Annotated in this window: 13 protein-coding genes; 4 read left to right on the plus strand and 9 right to left on the minus strand. The window is 37.6% G+C overall.

Annotation, left to right across the window (positions count from 1 at the left end; translation table 11 throughout):
• Positions 1-152: 152 nt before the first annotated feature.
• Together uvrA and ML462_RS08740 are read left to right on the plus strand one after the other, a co-directional pair.
• Positions 153-2,942, plus strand: a complete 2,790-nt coding sequence (gene uvrA, locus ML462_RS08735) for an excinuclease ABC subunit UvrA (protein WP_240713423.1) — start codon at positions 153-155, stop codon at positions 2,940-2,942.
• Positions 2,943-3,080: 138 nt separating this feature from the next.
• Positions 3,081-4,355, plus strand: a complete 1,275-nt coding sequence (locus ML462_RS08740; protein ID WP_240713424.1) for a dentin matrix protein 1 family protein — start codon at positions 3,081-3,083, stop codon at positions 4,353-4,355.
• 79 nt (positions 4,356-4,434) lie between these two features.
• Here the strand turns inward: ML462_RS08740 and ML462_RS08745 are convergent, their stop codons facing one another.
• The 4 genes from ML462_RS08745 to ML462_RS08760 form a co-directional block, all read right to left on the minus strand.
• On the minus strand, positions 4,435-5,892 hold the full coding sequence (locus tag ML462_RS08745; RefSeq protein WP_240713425.1) for an MATE family efflux transporter: 1,458 nt from the start codon (positions 5,890-5,892) through the stop codon (positions 4,435-4,437).
• Positions 5,892-7,175: a glycosyltransferase family 4 protein gene (locus ML462_RS08750; RefSeq protein WP_240713426.1), complete on the minus strand. Its 1,284-nt coding sequence runs from the start codon at positions 7,173-7,175 to the stop codon at positions 5,892-5,894. Before ML462_RS08750 ends, ML462_RS08745 begins: the two co-directional genes overlap by 1 nt.
• Positions 7,176-7,194: 19 nt before the next feature.
• Positions 7,195-9,609 carry a YfhO family protein gene (locus ML462_RS08755; RefSeq protein WP_240713427.1) on the minus strand — a complete coding sequence of 805 codons (2,415 nt, stop codon included), beginning with the start codon at positions 9,607-9,609 and terminating at the stop codon, positions 7,195-7,197.
• 77 nt (positions 9,610-9,686) lie between these two features.
• Positions 9,687-9,968: a DUF4834 family protein gene (locus ML462_RS08760; RefSeq protein WP_240713428.1), complete on the minus strand. Its 282-nt coding sequence runs from the start codon at positions 9,966-9,968 to the stop codon at positions 9,687-9,689.
• Between the two features lie 82 nt (positions 9,969-10,050).
• Here ML462_RS08760 and ML462_RS08765 point away from each other — a divergent pair, with 82 nt between their 5' ends.
• Positions 10,051-11,055 (plus strand): transporter, encoded by a 1,005-nt coding sequence (locus tag ML462_RS08765; protein WP_240713429.1) that lies wholly within the window; start codon positions 10,051-10,053, stop codon positions 11,053-11,055.
• Between the two features lie 72 nt (positions 11,056-11,127).
• On the opposite strand, the gene capB is transcribed toward ML462_RS08765, so the two are convergent.
• From capB to ML462_RS08780, 3 genes are all read right to left on the minus strand, one after another.
• A complete protein-coding gene (capB, locus tag ML462_RS08770; protein WP_240713430.1) occupies positions 11,128-12,390 on the minus strand; it encodes a cysteate-C-fatty acyltransferase in 1,263 nt (420 codons plus the stop codon).
• Between the two features lie 140 nt (positions 12,391-12,530).
• Positions 12,531-13,571, minus strand: coding sequence for a cysteate synthase (capA, locus tag ML462_RS08775; RefSeq protein WP_240713431.1), 1,041 nt, complete (start codon positions 13,569-13,571; stop codon positions 12,531-12,533).
• 76 nt (positions 13,572-13,647) lie between these two features.
• On the minus strand, positions 13,648-15,774 hold the full coding sequence (locus tag ML462_RS08780; protein ID WP_240713432.1) for a S9 family peptidase: 2,127 nt from the start codon (positions 15,772-15,774) through the stop codon (positions 13,648-13,650).
• Positions 15,775-15,836: 62 nt separating this feature from the next.
• Between ML462_RS08780 and ML462_RS08785 the strand changes: the two genes are divergently transcribed.
• A complete protein-coding gene (locus ML462_RS08785; RefSeq protein ID WP_240713433.1) occupies positions 15,837-16,163 on the plus strand; it encodes a YbaB/EbfC family nucleoid-associated protein in 327 nt (108 codons plus the stop codon).
• A 70-nt stretch (positions 16,164-16,233) separates the two neighbouring features.
• On the opposite strand, the gene ML462_RS08790 is transcribed toward ML462_RS08785, so the two are convergent.
• Both ML462_RS08790 and ML462_RS08795 read right to left on the minus strand, forming a co-directional pair.
• Positions 16,234-16,752 (minus strand): redoxin domain-containing protein, encoded by a 519-nt coding sequence (locus ML462_RS08790; RefSeq protein WP_341481578.1) that lies wholly within the window; start codon positions 16,750-16,752, stop codon positions 16,234-16,236.
• 72 nt (positions 16,753-16,824) lie between these two features.
• Positions 16,825-17,856 carry a threonine aldolase family protein gene (locus tag ML462_RS08795; RefSeq protein ID WP_240713434.1) on the minus strand — a complete coding sequence of 344 codons (1,032 nt, stop codon included), beginning with the start codon at positions 17,854-17,856 and terminating at the stop codon, positions 16,825-16,827.
• Positions 17,857-18,037: the final 181 nt, after the last annotated feature.

The following is an 18,037-nucleotide window of genomic DNA, read 5'->3' on the forward strand; positions in this document are numbered from 1 at the left end:
CAACTAGAATTTTCGGGTTATGCACCAAATATAGTGAGATAAAATTGACATTTGCAAACAAAACCTTAAATTTTTAACAATACTATAGCTTTTAATGGGCTTTCTTTCCCGCTTCATTATGAGTAACTTTGCGGCTTTAGCAGAAATCAAGCATGACAACAGATATTTCAACAGTAGACCCTAAGAAGAATATAATCATTAAAGGCGCAAAGCTGCACAACCTGAAGAACATTAATGCGATTATTCCACGAAATAAACTCGTGGTGATTACCGGGCTTTCAGGATCTGGAAAATCAAGCTTGGCTTTTGATACCTTATATGCAGAAGGTCAACGTAGATATGTAGAAAGCTTAAGCTCTTACGCCAGGCAATTTCTTGGACGGTTGAACAAGCCAAAGGTAGATTACATCAAAGGCATTGCTCCGGCTATTGCAATCGAACAAAAAGTAAATTCTACAAACCCCCGTTCAACGGTGGGAACCTCTACTGAAATATATGATTATCTGAAACTATTGTTTGCCAGAATAGGAAGAACCTACTCTCCTATTTCGGGTAATGAGGTGAAAAAAGATACGGTAACAGATGTCATAAATTTTGTAAAAAACTTTCCGGAAAGAGAGAAACTTCTGCTTCTGGCCCCTATTCATGTTGAAGAAGGCCGGTCTTTAGAAAAAAAGATAAAGGTTCTTGCTCAACAGGGATACAGCCGTATCAAAATTGATAATACTGTAGTTCGAATTGATGAAACAGATTTAAAAAAAGCTAAGGATGATAATACCTGGCTGGTTGTAGACCGGATCATTACCACAGACAAAGAAGATTTTTATAATCGGCTGGCAGATGCTATAGAAGCTGCATTTTTTGAAGGAAAGGGAGAATTATTTATTGAAAAATTGTCGGATAACGGTCAGAGACATTTCAGCAATAAGTTTGAACTGGATGGGATGAGCTTCCTGGAACCAAATGTACACTTATTCAGTTTTAATAATCCTTATGGAGCCTGCCCTAAATGCGAGGGTTACGGTGATGTGATTGGTATCGATGAGGAACTTGTTATACCAAATACAGGTTTGTCGGTTTACGAAAATGCTATATTTCCCTGGCGGGGAGACAGTATGAGCTGGTACAGGGATCAATTGGTCAATAACTCTCACAAATTCGATTTCCCTATACATAAACCTTATTTTGAACTAAGTGATGAACAGAAGGATCTGGTTTGGAACGGCAACCAATATTTTGAAGGTATCAACCAGTTTTTTGAATTCCTGGAAAGTAAGGCATACAAGATACAGAATAGGGTTATGTTATCCCGTTACCGCGGAAAGACAAAATGTTCAGCTTGTAAAGGGAAAAGACTTAGACCGGAAGCAGAATATGTAAAGATCAATGATCATAGCATTACAGACCTGGTGGGAAAACCCCTGGACAAAGTAAGATCTTTTTTCGATGATCTTGAATTAAATGAGTATGACGAAAAAATCGCAAAACGACTATTAACTGAGATAAGGAACCGACTTGAGTTTCTTTCGAATGTTGGCCTTGATTATTTAACTCTTAATAGGAAGTCCAATACTCTTTCCGGAGGAGAATCTCAAAGGATAAACCTGGCTACTTCACTTGGAAGTAGTTTGGTAGGCTCTATGTATATTCTAGATGAACCTTCCATAGGTTTACATCCTAAAGACACAGAAAAATTGATAGGTGTATTGAAACATCTTCGTGACTTGGGTAATACAGTGATTGTTGTAGAACATGATGAAGAGATCATGAATGCTGCTGATGAAATTATTGATATTGGCCCGGAAGCCGGAACAAATGGTGGCCATGTAGTAGCCACCGGAACCTTAAAGGAAATTCTAAAATCTGATTCCCTAACCGCCAGTTATCTCAACGGTAAGATGGAGATTGAGGTTCCGGATAAAAGGAGAACTTCAAAGAATAAAATAAAAGTTCTTGGCGCCAGAGAAAATAACTTGAAGAATATCGACGTAGAGTTTCAATTAGGAGTTTTCACTGCGATTACGGGCGTTTCCGGAAGCGGTAAAAGTACTTTGGTGAAAAAGATCCTCTATCCGGCAGTTCAAAAAGAAATTGGCGGCTATGGGGAGAAGGCAGGCCAATTCAACGGGGTTGAAGGTGATTTCAAAAAACTTGGAACCGTTGAGTTCGTGGATCAGAATCCTATAGGAAGATCTTCGAGATCTAATCCTGTTACCTATATAAAAGCTTATGATGACATTCGGAATTTATTTGCCAGCCAACGATTAGCTAAATTACGCGGATTTAAAGCCAAGCACTTCTCTTTTAATGTTGATGGAGGTAGATGTGAAACCTGTAAAGGTGAGGGTGAGGTGACTATTGAAATGCAGTTCATGGCCGATGTCCACTTGGAATGTGAAACCTGTAATGGAAAACGTTTCAAAAAAGAAGTGCTGGAGGTGACTTTTCATGATAGAAACATTGATGATGTTCTTAATATGACCATAGATGACGCTACCAATTTCTTTGAAGAACATGACCAGGATAAGATCGTAAAAAAGCTGAAACCACTTAAAGATGTTGGTTTAGGTTATGTTCAATTAGGTCAGAGTTCTTCTACTCTTTCTGGTGGAGAAGCACAACGAATTAAACTGGCATCCTTCCTTGTAAAGGGAAACACTAAAACCAAGGCTCTCTTTATTTTTGATGAACCAACCACCGGGCTACATTTTCATGATATAAAAAAACTATTAAAATCCTTTAACGCTCTTATCTCAAAAGGACATACAGTAATTGTGATAGAACATAATATGGACCTTGTGAAGTGTGCAGATGAAGTAATAGATTTGGGACCTGAAGGCGGTGAAAAAGGGGGTTACCTTGTAGGACAGGGAACTCCTGAGGAACTAGCTAGCAACAAGAAATCTTATACATCAAAATATCTTCAGGAAAAATTAGCCTGATCTTTATAACAAACTAAATAACAGTGAAGTACAGGATAAGAAAAGGTTTCTATAAAGCTGAATAGTCAATGTTTACGGACTTTGGCACGTGCTTTGTATTTATTAGGGAAAATGTTCCTAATTAAATACATTACTACCATGAGAAACCTGACGCTTATTTTCGCATTGCTATTTGTTGGCTGGTCAGTATCGGCTGCTTCAAAATCTAAATCAGCAATAACTAATTACAACTACAATTATAACGAATCATTCATTTTCGTTGAAGGAGGCGTTGAGTTTGCGGTTTATCCTAATGGTGAGTTCGATTTTTATTTTAATCCAGATTTCAGAAGAGGGAATTCATTCCAGCTTTCAACTCCGAATGTTAATATTAGTTACAATTCTGGATATAACTACGATCCTTACGTGCAATATGATGATTATGGTGCTGTGATCCAGATCGAGAACGTTCCAATTTACTATGATTACTATGGTAGAATTGTCCAGGCAGGTAACATTTTCCTTCGATACAATAATTTTGGCCGTCTTGCTCGGGTTGGAAACTTGCATATCCACTACAACAATTTGCATCGAATGACGCATTATTCAGGATATATTAACCATTACAACAGGCGCTATGTTCATAGACCATGGCACGATTATTACCGTCGCCCAGGTGTTAATGTGAGTATTGTTTTTGGAAGACCTTATAGAGCATTTTATGAACCAAGACGAGTGTCTTATAATAAATATGTTACGGTATACAACAATTATTATATCAATAAAAGAAAAAGGAATTTTTACAGACCATTCCAGACAGTTAGTTCATATAACCATGGAAGAAAAACAAATTCCAAACGTCGAGTTGCTTACAACCATCACAAATCAGATTTCAATCAACCTGCTACCAGGAAAAGTGTTGCAAGAGACAAAACCTATTCAGATAGAATAAAAGCTAATCGAAACGACAGGAGAAGTACAAGTAATACCAGGTCCAGAGTTTATAGTGACCGCAATGAGAGCAGCACTAATTCTAGAGGAAGGTCGCCTAAATTTGAAAATACCCAAAAAAGAAGACAGGTTTCAACCAGGCAGAGTAATATAGGTACGGAACAAAAGAGAAATTCGAGAAATAATTACGGAAGTGAATCCAGAGAAGTAAAAAGAACCGGAAATGTTTCAAATTCCAATCATCGCATGAAGGAATCAAGGAATAACAGAGTTCAACAAAAAAGACAGGTTTCTCGCAATAGAACTATAGAAAAAAGTAATAGATCTGCTGAAAGGAAGAGTTCGGTAGACCGTCCAACAAGGCAAAGAAGTTCCTCCGTGAAAACGGACTCAAATTCAAGAAATACAAGGTCTAACTCGGTTAGATCAAAAAATTCTTCGAAAACGAGAAGTTCGGCACGAAATATGAATAATAGATTATAGATGACAAGTTCATAATTTAATTTTTTGGTTGGTTAGTTGGAAAACCCCTGAAGCACCCACGCTGATGGGGTTTTCTCGTTTAGAACCTATCTGAGAACCTGGATATTATTCTGTTTATATCATCTGAATAGTTAAACCTATAAATGATCGTTAGATATAAAATTCCGGATAATATTCCTTTAATTCCAATTTCGAGAATGGGATTCAAGGGAAATGCAATCAAAAAGAAGCCGATACTAAATACAGTTATCAGGATAAGTGTCCAAAGCGACTTTAAAGTGAAGGGATGTATTTTGAATTTATTATAAACTATAAAAAGTTTCGAAGAATTATAGAGACCAAATGCAATAAAACTTGCTATAGCCGCCCCTTCTATCCCAAATTCGGGTATAAAAAAGATGTTCAGAAGGAAAGCGACTAGGGCCATTATCACCCCTACCCCGAGAACAATCCTGTAATAATCCGAGTTAAAGAGGATACTATTATTATTCCCTAAAAAATTATCAAATAATTTTACCAGAGAAATCAAAAGTACAATTAAAATGCTTATTTCATATTGTTCTGGAATTAGCTCATAAAGTGCATTCACATTAGTAATGATCCAAACAAAGATGAGCCCGCTTACAATTAGGAGATTCAAAGAACTTTTTTCGTAGAGATCCTTCAGAGCCGGTTTATCTTTATTATTTAACATTTCTGCCGTCAAAGGATTGGTAATTTGATGCATGGCTTTTTGAGGAACAGAAATTACAGTAGCTATGTATACCGCGATACCGTAAATCGCCACATTTTCAATAGGAAGATAATGCTCGATCATAACCTTATCAAGATCTAGCAATACGGTTGCTACTGAAGCCGCAAGTAGTATTAAAGATGAGTATTTAAGTACGGGTGAAAGGTTTTCAGGAAACTTTAAACTAAACTTAGGCCTGTGCAGTGAAAATGCATACATCGCCATTAGAATTGTCCTAAGCACGAATACTCCCGAAATACTGTATATAAAAGTTTCAACGGTGATCCATTTAAAATAGAAGGCGAATAATAGCACGCTTATACAAAAGCGATGAAATACTTCCTTCATTAAATTTCCGAAGGCACTTTTGTAATAGATCTTAGACCAGGAAAAGAAAACTTCGAAATAAGCAGTTGACAAAGAAATTACAAAGATGAGCCATACATAAGGCTGAACCAGGCTGTTCTCACCTTTAAAATAATCCAGAAGGTAGTTATAGAATAATAATCCTAACACTCCAAGGACCAAGCCTGCCACTGCCGGAATTATGAGAACGAAGTTTAGTAACCTATCCTGATCTCCCCTGGTTTTATAAGAGGAGAAAAATTTGATAAGCGTACTATGAACACCAAAAACCAGGAAAGGCCAGATTAGATTTGCTGCGGAAAGCAGGAAACTTACTAGTCCGTAATATTGCTGTTCAAGAAAATAAGTAAACAGGAAAAGGGTATTAACCGCCCCTATACCAAAACCAATATAGGTGGTCACCATATTTTTAATGGACTGATTAATGATTACCCCCATTACAGATTCTTGATAAGGTTAGCCAGTTTTTCGGTCAGGGCTTTTCGATGATACTGTTCAACACCAGAAGGACTGCTCATCTCCTCATTTCCCTGAAATTTCTCGAATAATTCAAGAATATGATTCTTAATATCTTCAATCTCCCCATAACAATAAACGCTCCCAGTTCCGGTTTCTGAAATGATCCTTTCGGCATCCCAATTTTCCGGGCCAATTGCCAGAATTGGTTTATTTGCAGCCATATATTCAAACAGCTTGCCGGGAATAATTCCCCTGGTCTCTTCAGAATCGATTTCGATTAATAATAATACCGAAGCATCTTTCTGCAATTCTATGGCCTTCTGATGATTTACATATCCCTGATTTTCTAAGTATTGTTCCAGTCCATAAGCACTTATGGATCTCAACACCTCTTCACTTACTTTCCCGGCTAGTTTTAATTGGAATGACTGGCGAAATTCATCATTTTCAGTCAGTAATTCCTGAATAGCTTTCCAGAGGCTTTCGGGGTTTCTACCGGATAATAAAGAACCAATATGAGCTATTTTAAATCGCTTACTTTCTGTTTCGGTTATCTGGTATTCTGAGTCGAAGCCGTTGGTGATAATCGTTACCGGCCTGGATGTTTTAGACTGAAACTCATTCTTGGTGCTATAGCTGGTCGTAATTATATGATCTGCAGAGTTCAACACCTCTTTTTCTAGCTCTTCGTGCTTTTTTCTGGATCTTTCAGTAAGTTTTAGTTTCTCGTGATAACCTATTTGAGTCCAGGGATCCCGAAAATCGGCAATCCAATTAATTTTCAGATCATTCTTCAGATGTAGTCCTATCAGATGAATACTGTGTGGTGGACCTGTAGTTATTATAGCATCGTAATCACCATTATCAAGTTCCTCCTTCAAATATTTAACTGAAGGATTAATCCAGAATTTTCGCGCATCTGGAATAAAATAATTACCCCTAATATATAGCATCGCCTTTTGCAAGGCAGATTGACTTTCTTCTTTTTGAATGATTCCAGAGCTGATAGTTTCAGTATCTTTTTTTGAGAATATTCCCGCAAGGGAATACGGTTCAAAGATCTTTTTCCTGATGATCTTTATCCCTTCCGGTACTTCTTTTTCAAAACTTTTATCAATTATTGGGTAACTCGGGTTTTCGGGTATATAAACCACTGGTTCTACATCAAAAGCCCTCAAATATTTTACAAATTTCAGCCAGCGCTGAACTCCTGGTCCACCGGCCGGAGGCCAATAATATGTAATGATGAGAACTTTTTTCATTCAAATAAAAGATCCGGGATTATCTGCGCTTTTTAATTTCGTAGCCAACCCCACCAATTAGGATCAAACCTAGTAAAATAGAACTGACAAGCGTAATTGTACTACCGGTTTTTACAACTTCCGGTTCAAATTTAAACACTATCTCGTGGTTTCCTGCAGGTACGTTCATACCTCTCAAAACATAATTTACCTGTACATGTTCTACAGCTTCTCCATCTAGGTATGCCTGCCAACCAGGTTGATAATAGTTTTCTGAAAATACTACAAACTGATCAGAATTTGCCGAAAACTGATACTTCAGTTCGTTAGGTTGATAACTTACCAATTCGATCTCGGCGTCCGGATCAAACTTAAAGCCTTCATTCACTATGTCTCTGAAATTTGAATTTATAACCGCAGTAGATCTTAAATCGGTTTCCTCAAGGGAAAGTATTTCCTGATCCTGATTTTCAACCCATTTGAGATCCTTTACAGTCCAAGCGTTACCGAAAACATTCGGGTTTTGCTGCGCCTGTGTACCTTCTTCTGTGGGAACAATGAAATATTTCACATTCAGCATGCTCAATATTTTCATGTTATTATTGGATATATAGAAATCATACAGATCCTGAATCCTTCCTGGTTTTGCCGCGTGGTAACCACCAAGAGCATTGTGGTAATATGATGTTCTACCGGTATTGAAAGGACTTCCGGAAACATCGAAAACCCTGTAATGAGAAGTATCTTCAAGGATCACTTCATCTGCCGCTAATTTCTGAAAAGGCTGTTCCATTTCTCTGGCCTGAACAAAATCTTCATTATTAACATATCTCTTGTCAACTCCAATAAGATCGAAAAGTAGAACGATCAACAAACCTCCAATTAGCAGGTTTCTGTTCACTTTTTCATTTAAATATGCCCAGATCAATCCAGCAGAAAGCAATACCAATACCAGTGAACGAATAACATCAGATGTAAAGATTGCCTTCCTATCCTCTTCAAGAGCATTCATGAATTCCATCCCGAACTGCTGGGAATACATCGCGTCATTAGCTCCTGAAAATTCAAATAAGATAGATTTGAAGATCAAAAAGATCAGCATTAGTCCACCAGTTATCTTGGTTGACCATTTTAAGGCATGTAATTTTTCTTCCCTTTTTATTTCAGCAAGAAAAAGTTTATAAAGCCCCATTACCGCCATTAATGGCAGGCATAGTTCCAGAATAACCTGAATGGATGAAACCGCCCTGAATTTGTCATAAAGAGGCACAAATTCAATAAAGAACCTGGTTGCTATTTCAAAATTCTTACCCCAGCTTAGAACGAGGGCTAAAATACTTCCACCTAAGATCCACCATTTCAATCGGCCGCGTATTAAGAATAGCGCAAAAACAAATAGAAAAATAACACTTGCACCGATATAAGCCGGAGCACCAACAAAAGGTTGGTCTCCCCAATAAGTTGGGGCACTCTCAGTGAAACCTTCAGCCTGCACAGGAGAAGCTCCAATCTCCCTTAAAGCTTTATAGAGATTTGAGTCTTTTCCAATGTTCTCTGAACTTCCTCCTCCCATAAAACGTGGCACCATCAGGTTAAAACTCTCTAGAATACCATAACTATATTCAGTAATATAATCGAAACTTAAACCAGTATTCTGTTTAGGTCTCCCATCTGCTTCAACAGTTAAATTTGATTCACCTCGTGTACTGAACTTCGTGTACTCACTCGTAGCCAGAAGATTAGTAGCATTGGCAGCTATAGCCAACACCACAGCCAAAACCATCACTCCTATAGACTTAAAATAATCGGGTAACAATTTTTTGCGGTAGGCATCAACCAGGTATGCAATACCTAAAACAATCACCAGAAGTAAAAGGTAATAGGTCATTTGAAAGTGATTGGCCTGAATTTCCAGAGCCATTGCCACAGCAAGCAGTAGGAAGCTCCAGACATTTCTATTTCTGAAAATGGCAATTATCCCGGCAAGAACCATAGGCATATAAGCGATCGCATGGGCTTTCGCATTATGCCCGACTCCTAATATTATTATGAGATAGGTTGAAAAGCCAAAAGCCACAGATCCCAGGAAGGCCAGTTTATAATCTACTTTCATGCAGAGAAGCAGGATATAAAACCCAAGGAAATATAGGAACAGATAATCTGCAGGCCGTGGTAGAAACCTCAAGGCTGTATCTAGTTTCTTAATGTAGTTATGGGGATAATATGCACCAAGCTGGTAAGTGGGCATACCACCAAAAGCTGAATCTGTCCAGTAAGGCTCCTCTCCGGTCTCCGCCCTGAAATCGTTTTGTTCTTTAGCCATCCCGATATATTGGATTATATCGCTCTGGTAGATCTCTTTGCCCTGAAGAACAGGATTAAAATAAAATAAGGATAATAAGACAAAACCTGCCAGGGCCAGCAGGTGAGGTAAGAATTTCTTCAATTTAGCCATTAATCGGACTTTTGATTTTAAACCACAAATTTGGTATGAAATGAAGCCCTTTTTAAGGGCTTTGCTAAAATCCGAAATTAATCAATTTCTTCGTAATCGATATATTCACCAACATTTTTATTAGACTGCCTCTCACTTTTAGGTTTTTTGTCTATGCTAACCTTTCCTTTTTTATGCTGATTCTGACCTGCTCCACCAAATTGCTGATTGAATTGCTTTTCAAATTTCTGTCCCATTTTCTTCATAAACCATTTCAGGATCAATGGCCCAAAAAACCGAAGTAATATTTTAAGACCGAAGTATACTAACAGCACAATAAGTACCGTTTTTAATACTCCGGATAATGATGCTTCTAACATTCTTAAATTTTTTGTAAAAATAAAAAGAAGCCTTCACAAAGCGGGATGCTTCCACCATAAAATTATAATAAATCTTATATCTTTGATAGAACCAACCCAGATGAATATGCGTAAAACAGCCATACTTAGCCTTTTCCTAAATATAGCTACCAACCTTCACGCCCAGTATACTGAAACCATAAATTCCAATAGACCCGGACAGTCACAAGGGGCCTATGCCGTAGGTACCAATGTTATACAATTAGAAACCGGTCCCTATTTTGGAAATGATGAACATAGCGGGCTTGGAACAGACACCGATCTTTGGGGAATAGATTATCAGTTGCGGTATGGATTGTTGTACGAAAGACTGGAACTCAATCTCACCGGATCTTTCGAATCTCAGAACATTTTCAGGGACTTTCTCGGGGTGGCTTCAGAATCAAGTATTAGGAATTTTAAAACTAATTCTATAGGTGCCAAGTACCTCATCTTTGATCCCGGCGTAAGTATCGAGCCAGACAAACCAAATTTGTATAGTTGGAAGGCTAACCAGAAGTTTAAATGGAAAACTCTAATACCGGCAGTTTCGATCTTTGCCGGTGCTAATTTCGCTTTTGGAGATAATCCTTATTTATATGAAGGTGAAGGAAAATTTAGCCCTAAAGCTGCAATTATAACCCAGAATAACTGGGGGCGCTGGGTTTTAGTGATGAATTTTATCGCCGATAAACTTACCGAAGATTTCAGATCCTATACCGGAATCATAACGGTTACTCACACATTAACTCCAAGCCTGGCCATATTTGGAGAATATCAGGCTATTAAAAGTGATATCTATGCTGATGATATTATACGTGCTGGTGGGGCATTTTTATATGGGAATGACCTGCAGGTAGATATATCTGGGCTGGTTAATTTTAAAGACACCCCATCGAAATGGCAGGTTGCAGCAGGTGTTTCCTATAGATTCGACCTGCATAAAGTTGATGAGTTCCTTGAAGAATCTAATGAAGGTAACAAAAGAAGACAGAGAAGTGAAGAACTCAACCAGGAGATGGAAGAAGGTGATGAAGGAGACGGTTACGAGGATGATGGCTCCAACTAGTTTAAAATTCAATCATTAAAAATAAAAAGCCTCGCAAACGCGAGGCTTTTCCATTAATTATATTTTATGAATTTACTTATTGGACATTGCAGCTTCAACGGAAGCAGAAAGTCTTTTATAAGTTCCATTTTCAAGTCTTTCACGAATTGCAGAGAAAGCTTCCAGTGTGTCCTCAACATCCTGTAATGTATGAGTTGCTGTAGGGATCATTCTAAGTAAAATCAATCCTTTTGGAATTACCGGGTAAACAACGATTGAACAGAATACACCGTGATTTTCACGAAGATCCTTTACCAAAGCCATTGCTTCAGGAATACTTCCTTTAAGATATACCGGAGTTACACAACTCTGCGTAGTCCCAATATCGAAGCCTTTGTCCTTAAGTCCATTTTGAAGTGCATTCACATTCTCCCAAAGCTTATTCTTTAGCTCAGGCATAGTTCTTAAAATTTCAAGACGCTTAAGAGCTCCAACCACTAATTGCATTTGTAGTGATTTGGCAAACATCTGTGACCTAAGGTTATACTTTAAATAATCTATGATCTCTTTATCTCCTGCAATAAAAGCTCCTGTACTCGCTAAAGACTTGGCGAAAGTAGCGAAGTAAACATCGATCTCGTCCTGTACCCCCTGTTCTTCTCCTGCTCCGGCTCCAGTTTTACCAAGAGTTCCAAAACCATGGGCATCGTCTACAAATAGTCTGAAGTTATATTTTTTCTTAAGCTCAACAATCTCTTTAAGTTTCCCCTGTTCTCCACGCATTCCAAATACACCTTCAGAGATCAAAAGAATTCCACCACCGGTTTGTTCAGCAATCTTGGTTGCACGTTTAAGATTTTTCTCGATACTTTCCATATCGTTATGCTTGTAGGTAAACCGTTGACCAAGGTGTAACCTAACACCATCTATGATACATGCATGCGCATCTACATCATAAACTATCACATCCTGCTTGGAAACCAAAGCATCGATGGTAGAAACCATTCCCTGGTATCCAAAATTAAGTAGATAGGCTGACTGCTTATGCACAAATGAAGCAAGTTCATCCTGTAATTTTTCATGAAGATCTGTATGACCACTCATCATTCTCGCACCCATAGGATATGCTGAACCATATTCGGCTGCTGCCTCAGCATCTACCTTACGAACTTCAGGATGATTGGCAAGTCCCAGGTAGTCATTAATACTCCAGGTGATCACTTCTTTACCGCGAAATTTCATGCGGTTAGAAATTGGTCCTTCCAGTTTAGGAAATACGAAATATCCTTCTGCCTGTTCTGCCCATTTACCCAGCGGTCCTTTGTCTTTGTAAATTTTATCAAATAAATCCTTCATCGGTCATTTTTTAGACGAGCCGCAAAAATACTGAAATTTGGCTCAATTCTACAAAGTAAATTATAAACATCGAAATCTAGCAAAAACAAAAGCATCCTACAAAGATTAGAATGCTTTTGTTAATAAGTGTTAATAAACTTTTACTTGATCACTTCAATTGATTCTGAAGTAGTTTCGTGTTGAGAATCGAAAAATCCCTGTTCGTTCATCCAGTCATCACTATAAATCTTACTCATATAACGAGAACCATGATCTGGGAAAATAACCACAACATTAGAGTTTTCATCAAATTCTCCTTCTTCCTCTAATTGCTTTAATCCCTGCATAGCCGCTCCACTGGTATAACCTACGAAAAGTCCCTCTGTTCTTGCAATTTCCCTTGCAGAATGGGCGGCTTCCTCATCACTCACTTTGGTAAACTTATCTATGACATCAAAATCTGTGGCAGTTGGGATCAGGTTTTTTCCTAAACCTTCAATTCTATACGGATAGATCTCATTTTTATCAAATTCACGAGTTTCGTGATATTTTTTTAGAACCGATCCAAATGCATCGATACCCAAAATCTTAATATCTGGATTCTGCTCCTTGAGATATCTTGCAGTTCCTGAAATGGTTCCACCGGTTCCACTGCAGGCAATCAAATGTGTGATTTTTCCTTCAGTTTGCTTCCAAATTTCCGGTCCGGTAGACTGAAAATGGGCATCCATATTCAATTCATTAAAATACTGATTGATATAAACAGAGCCTTTAATTTCACTATGAAGTCTTTTTGCCACCTCGTAATAAGACCTTGGGTCGTCTGCTGGTACGTTCGCCGGACACACATAAACCTTCGCTCCCATCGTCTTCAGCATATCGATTTTATCCTTAGAAGATTTTGAGCTAACAGCCAAAATACATTCATAACCTTTTATACAGCTAACCATAGCAATACTGAAACCGGTATTTCCGGAAGTGGTTTCTATAATCGTATCTCCAGGTTTAAGAATGCCTTTTCTTTCGGCCTCTTCTATAATGTGCAGGGCAATTCTATCTTTAGATGAGTGTCCCGGGTTAAAAGCTTCTATTTTAGCAAAATATTTACCCTTATATCCCTTGGTGATTTTGTTTAGGTGAATCAACGGTGTATTACCTACTAGTTGTAATACGTTGTCATAAACCTTCAAGTCCTCTCTCATAAATCGAAGTTCGTTTTACAAAAAGTCTTAAAAAATTAACTTTTAAAACCGGTCAAATTTAAGGCAATTTTTTTAATTATTCCGAAATACCCTCTAAATCCAGTAAAAACGCGTACTCTTCAGCTACTTCCTTCAAGGCTTCAAACCTACCGGAAGCCCCCCCATGGCCTGCATCCATATTCGTATGCAGAAGTAAAATATTATCGTCTGTCTTTAGTTCTCTAAGCTTGGCAACCCACTTTGCAGGTTCCCAATATTGCACCTGAGAATCGTGTAATCCGGTTGTCACCAGCATATTTGGATAATCCTGGGCAACCACATTATCATATGGTGAATAGGACTTCATGTATTCATAATAATTCTTGTTATTCGGATTTCCCCATTCATCATATTCTCCCGTGGTTAAAGGAATACTGTCATCCAGCATGGTAGTCACCACATCTACAAAAGGGACTGATGCAATAACACCATTATACAACTGCGGAGCCATATTTATAACCGCTCCCATCAATAATCCTCCTGCAGATCCACCCATGGCGTATAGATGTTTTGAATTTGTATAATTCTCATTGATCAGGAATTTTGAAACATCGATAAAATCTGTAAAAGTATTACGTTTAGTGAATAGTTTCCCATCTTCATACCATTCACGACCTAAATATTCACCACCTCTTATATGGGCAATAGCATATATAAACCCTCGATCTAAAAGACTTAATCTTACTGAAGAAAAATATGGATCTATAGTAGAACCATACGAGCCATATGCATATTGAAGTAAAGGATTACTACCGTCTTTTTTGATACCTTTTCTATAAACAAGCGATACGGGAACTTTGGTACCATCTTCTGCAGTAGCCCAAAGTCTCTCAGAAACATAATTGTTTTTATCAAATTTACCTCCAAGCACCTCCTGTTCCTTCAACACTTTTTTGTCTCCTGTCTTCATGTTGTATTCTATCACCGAAGTTGGAGTTGTAAGGCTGTTATAACTATACCGCAAGAGATCGGTCTCAAAATCTGGATTTATGGAAGTATAAGCAGTATAGGTCTCATTATCAAAAGGAATATAGAATTCTTCGTTATCATTCCATTTAATAATTCTTAGCTTGTTAAGACCGTTATTTCGCTCGCTAACTACAAGGTATTCCTTAAAAATATCGATGTCTTCAAGCAGATAATCTTTCCTATGCGGGATCACATCTACCCAGTTCTCCATTCCAGTATTGTTTACCGGAGTTTTCATCAATTTGAAATTGGTCGCATTGTCCTTATTGGTAACGACATAAAAATTATCCTCAAAATGAGAAATACTGTATTCTAGCTCTCTAACTCTTGGTTGAAATATACTGAACTCCTCACCTGGTGTATTTGCATTTAAAAAACGATATTCGGTTGTTAAGGTACTGTGAGAACCAATTATGATATAATCTCGGGATTTTGATTTATATACGTAGGTATTAAAAGTTTCATCCTTTTCCTCATAAACCAACTGGTCTTCTTTTGGATCTGTACCCAGAATATGCTTATAGATCCTGTAAGATCGTAAGGTTTGAGGATCTTTCTTTGTATAGTAAAGTGTTTTATTGTCGTTAGCCCAGGTAGAACCTCCAGTGGTATTCTTTATCTCCTCATCATAGATCTCACCTGTTTCCAGGTTCTTGATCCTAATGGTATACTTTCTTCTGCTTAAAGTATCTGTCCCAAAAGCTACCAGTTTATTATCTGGACTTACATTCAATCCTCCCAGGCTGTAATATTCAAATCCTTCAGCCATCTTATTCACATTGAACATGACCTCCTCAGGTGCATCCTGGCTTCCTTTTTTACGGGAATATACCGGATAATCATACCCCTTTTCAAAACGGGTAATATACCAGTAACCATTCAATTTATAAGGTACAGACTCATCATCTTCTTTAATTCGAGACTTCATCTCTTCAAATAATTCTGATTGAAAATCCTTAGTATGAGAAGTCATTTTATCATTATAATCGTTTTCAGCATTCAGATAATCAATAACCTCCTGGTCTTCACGCTGATTCATCCAGAAATAGTTATCAATACGCACATCACCATGCATCTCAAGTTCTGTTGCAACTTTCTTAGCTGTAGGGGCTTGTATATCTTTTTTCAAATCATTTTTGTTTTGAGCGGTTGCAAATGTAATGTATCCTAATAGAAATACTAATAGTCTTTTCATTTCGACTGGTTTAATGAGGTAATTTAGTAAATTTGAATTCATAAATTTTAAACCGAAAAAATATGTTTGGAGATATGATGGGCATGATGAATAAACTGAAGGAAGCCCAGGAAAAAGTAGAAGCTACAAAAAAAAGACTCGATACTGTTATGGTGGATGAACAATCTAGCGACGGACTTTTAAAGGTGACCATTACGGCCAACAGGGAGGTTAAGAATATTTCAGTTGCTGATGAACTTTTGGAAGACAAAGAACAACTAGAAGATTATTTAGTGCTTACCATAAACAAAGCAATTGAAAAAGCTACCAAAATAAATGAAGCCGAGATTGGCGCTGCTGCAAAAGATGGCATGCCAGATATTCCCGGGATGGACGGCTTTATGAAATAAGAGTTTTTAATAAAAAAGCCTGGATTAATTTCCCAGGCTTTTTTTATTATTAAATATTTAGAATGGTTTATTATGCTTCTCCCCTCGCTGGATAATCTTCTTTAATCACGAACGAAATAGATTTTAATAATTCGTCAAACTTCGGTCTTGCAAAAGGCATAGACTGGATACTTGCCGAATAAAGGGTATTATCTGGTCTTACCAGAAAAAGAGCAGGTTCAAGGAACATATCAGGCTCTGAATCTTTGATTGCTTCAGAAATATAAAGATCCCATTTTCGTCCCTCTTCGACGTCGAATCCGTAGGCGATATCAAGTTTATCAATCTTCCACTCTTCTACAGTTTTTAATGCAAGTTCCTTAGTATTAGAGCTTACACAAATCACATTGACTCCCTTATCTCGAAAATCTCCAATTTTATTATTTAGCTCCTCTAAATACTTTTTACAAACAGGGCAGTGAATCCCACGATAAACGATGATCATCGTGAAATTCTCAGGTTTATTATCACTAAGATTCCATTTTACACCTTTGGTTGTATTCAAATTAAGCTCGGGAACTTTCGCTCCAGGTTTTAAATTCTTCATCATTTTAATTTTTCAGAAAAATACCTGAATTTAAAAAGGTTCAATATTAAAGACCTGCCAATATTTAGTTAAGTTTTATGAAAGATCTACCTTTCTCAAAGTTTCAAGAAAGCGATTATGCATTTCTTCGGAATAGTCGAGATGAGTTACAATCCTCAATTTTCCCTGGCCCATGTTACTAATACGAATGTTATTTTCTGCAAGCTGTTTCATGAATTTAGTTTCAACTTCCACATTCTTAAGGTAAAATATCACAATGTTAGTTTCAACGGGTTCAACATTCCCAATATAATTCAAACTACTTAAAATCTGCGCTATTTCTGCAGCTCTTGTATTATCTTTCGCCAGTTGCTCTAAATGGTTATCTAAAGCATATATCCCGGCAGCTGCCATAAATCCAACCTGTCGCATTCCGCCTCCTAGAACTTTTCTCACCCTAATGGCATTTTTCATCAATTCTTTTTTACCAATTAGTACAGAACCCATTGGCGTTCCCAGTCCTTTAGAAAGGCAAACAGAGATAGTATCGAAAAGCTTTCCAAAATCCTTAGGTTCTTCACCTTTTTTGACAATCGCATTGAAAAGCCGGGCTCCATCAAGATGAAGACCTAAACCATGTTCATTGCATACTTTTCGAACTCTTTTGATCTCTTCTAGATCATAACAGGCTCCTCCCCCTTTATTGGTAGTATTTTCAAGACAAACCAAACTGGTTAGCGGACTATGATAAAAATCTGGAGGATTGATACTTTCCTCCACCTGACTGGCTGTAATCATCCCACGATCACCATCTACCAGTTTGCAGGACACCCCACTGTTAAAGGAAACCCCACCTCCTTCGTAATTATAAACATGGGCCCATTTATCACAGATCAATTGCTCACCGGGCTGGGTATGCAATTTAATGGCCGCCTGGTTGGCCATACTTCCAGTAGGAAAGAACAGGGCTTCATCCATGCCAAACATTCTGGCAAGTTTTTCCTCCAGGGCGTTAACAGTTGGGTCTTCCTTATAAACATCATCACCTACCTGTGCGGTCATTATTGCCTGAAGCATTTCTTTGGTAGGTCGGGTTACGGTATCACTTCTAAGATCTATTTCTTGCATATCCTTTTTTTCTGATTTGCTAAGGTAAAATTTATAAACTCATTTTTCGAAATGGTGCTACTCATAAAAACTTCAGTGAATTTTCGTTATTAATTCGAATATCGGTTACAATAATTGTGATAATCCCAAACATTCCATAAGGTTTTATATAATTCACTGAATAAGAGATAATTTATTTGTA

This window comes from Christiangramia lutea (assembly GCF_022489035.1).
GTDB lineage: Bacteria > Bacteroidota > Bacteroidia > Flavobacteriales > Flavobacteriaceae > Christiangramia > Christiangramia lutea.

Excerpts from the sequence above, each read along its gene's own strand:
- uvrA (WP_240713423.1), top strand. The coding sequence starts at position 153 with ATGACAACAGATATTTCAACAGTAGACCCTAAGAAGAATATAATCATT.
- ML462_RS08740 (WP_240713424.1), top strand. The coding sequence starts at position 3,081 with ATGAGAAACCTGACGCTTATTTTCGCATTGCTATTTGTTGGCTGGTCA.
- ML462_RS08745 (WP_240713425.1), bottom strand. The coding sequence starts at position 5,892 with ATGGGGGTAATCATTAATCAGTCCATTAAAAATATGGTGACCACCTAT.
- ML462_RS08750 (WP_240713426.1), bottom strand. The coding sequence starts at position 7,175 with ATGAAAAAAGTTCTCATCATTACATATTATTGGCCTCCGGCCGGTGGA.
- ML462_RS08755 (WP_240713427.1), bottom strand. The coding sequence starts at position 9,609 with ATGGCTAAATTGAAGAAATTCTTACCTCACCTGCTGGCCCTGGCAGGT.
- ML462_RS08760 (WP_240713428.1), bottom strand. The coding sequence starts at position 9,968 with ATGTTAGAAGCATCATTATCCGGAGTATTAAAAACGGTACTTATTGTG.
- capB (WP_240713430.1), bottom strand. The coding sequence starts at position 12,390 with ATGAAGGATTTATTTGATAAAATTTACAAAGACAAAGGACCGCTGGGT.
- capA (WP_240713431.1), bottom strand. The coding sequence starts at position 13,571 with ATGAGAGAGGACTTGAAGGTTTATGACAACGTATTACAACTAGTAGGT.
- ML462_RS08780 (WP_240713432.1), bottom strand. The coding sequence starts at position 15,774 with ATGAAAAGACTATTAGTATTTCTATTAGGATACATTACATTTGCAACC.
- ML462_RS08785 (WP_240713433.1), top strand. The coding sequence starts at position 15,837 with ATGTTTGGAGATATGATGGGCATGATGAATAAACTGAAGGAAGCCCAG.
- ML462_RS08790 (WP_341481578.1), bottom strand. The coding sequence starts at position 16,752 with ATGATGAAGAATTTAAAACCTGGAGCGAAAGTTCCCGAGCTTAATTTG.
- ML462_RS08795 (WP_240713434.1), bottom strand. The coding sequence starts at position 17,856 with ATGCAAGAAATAGATCTTAGAAGTGATACCGTAACCCGACCTACCAAA.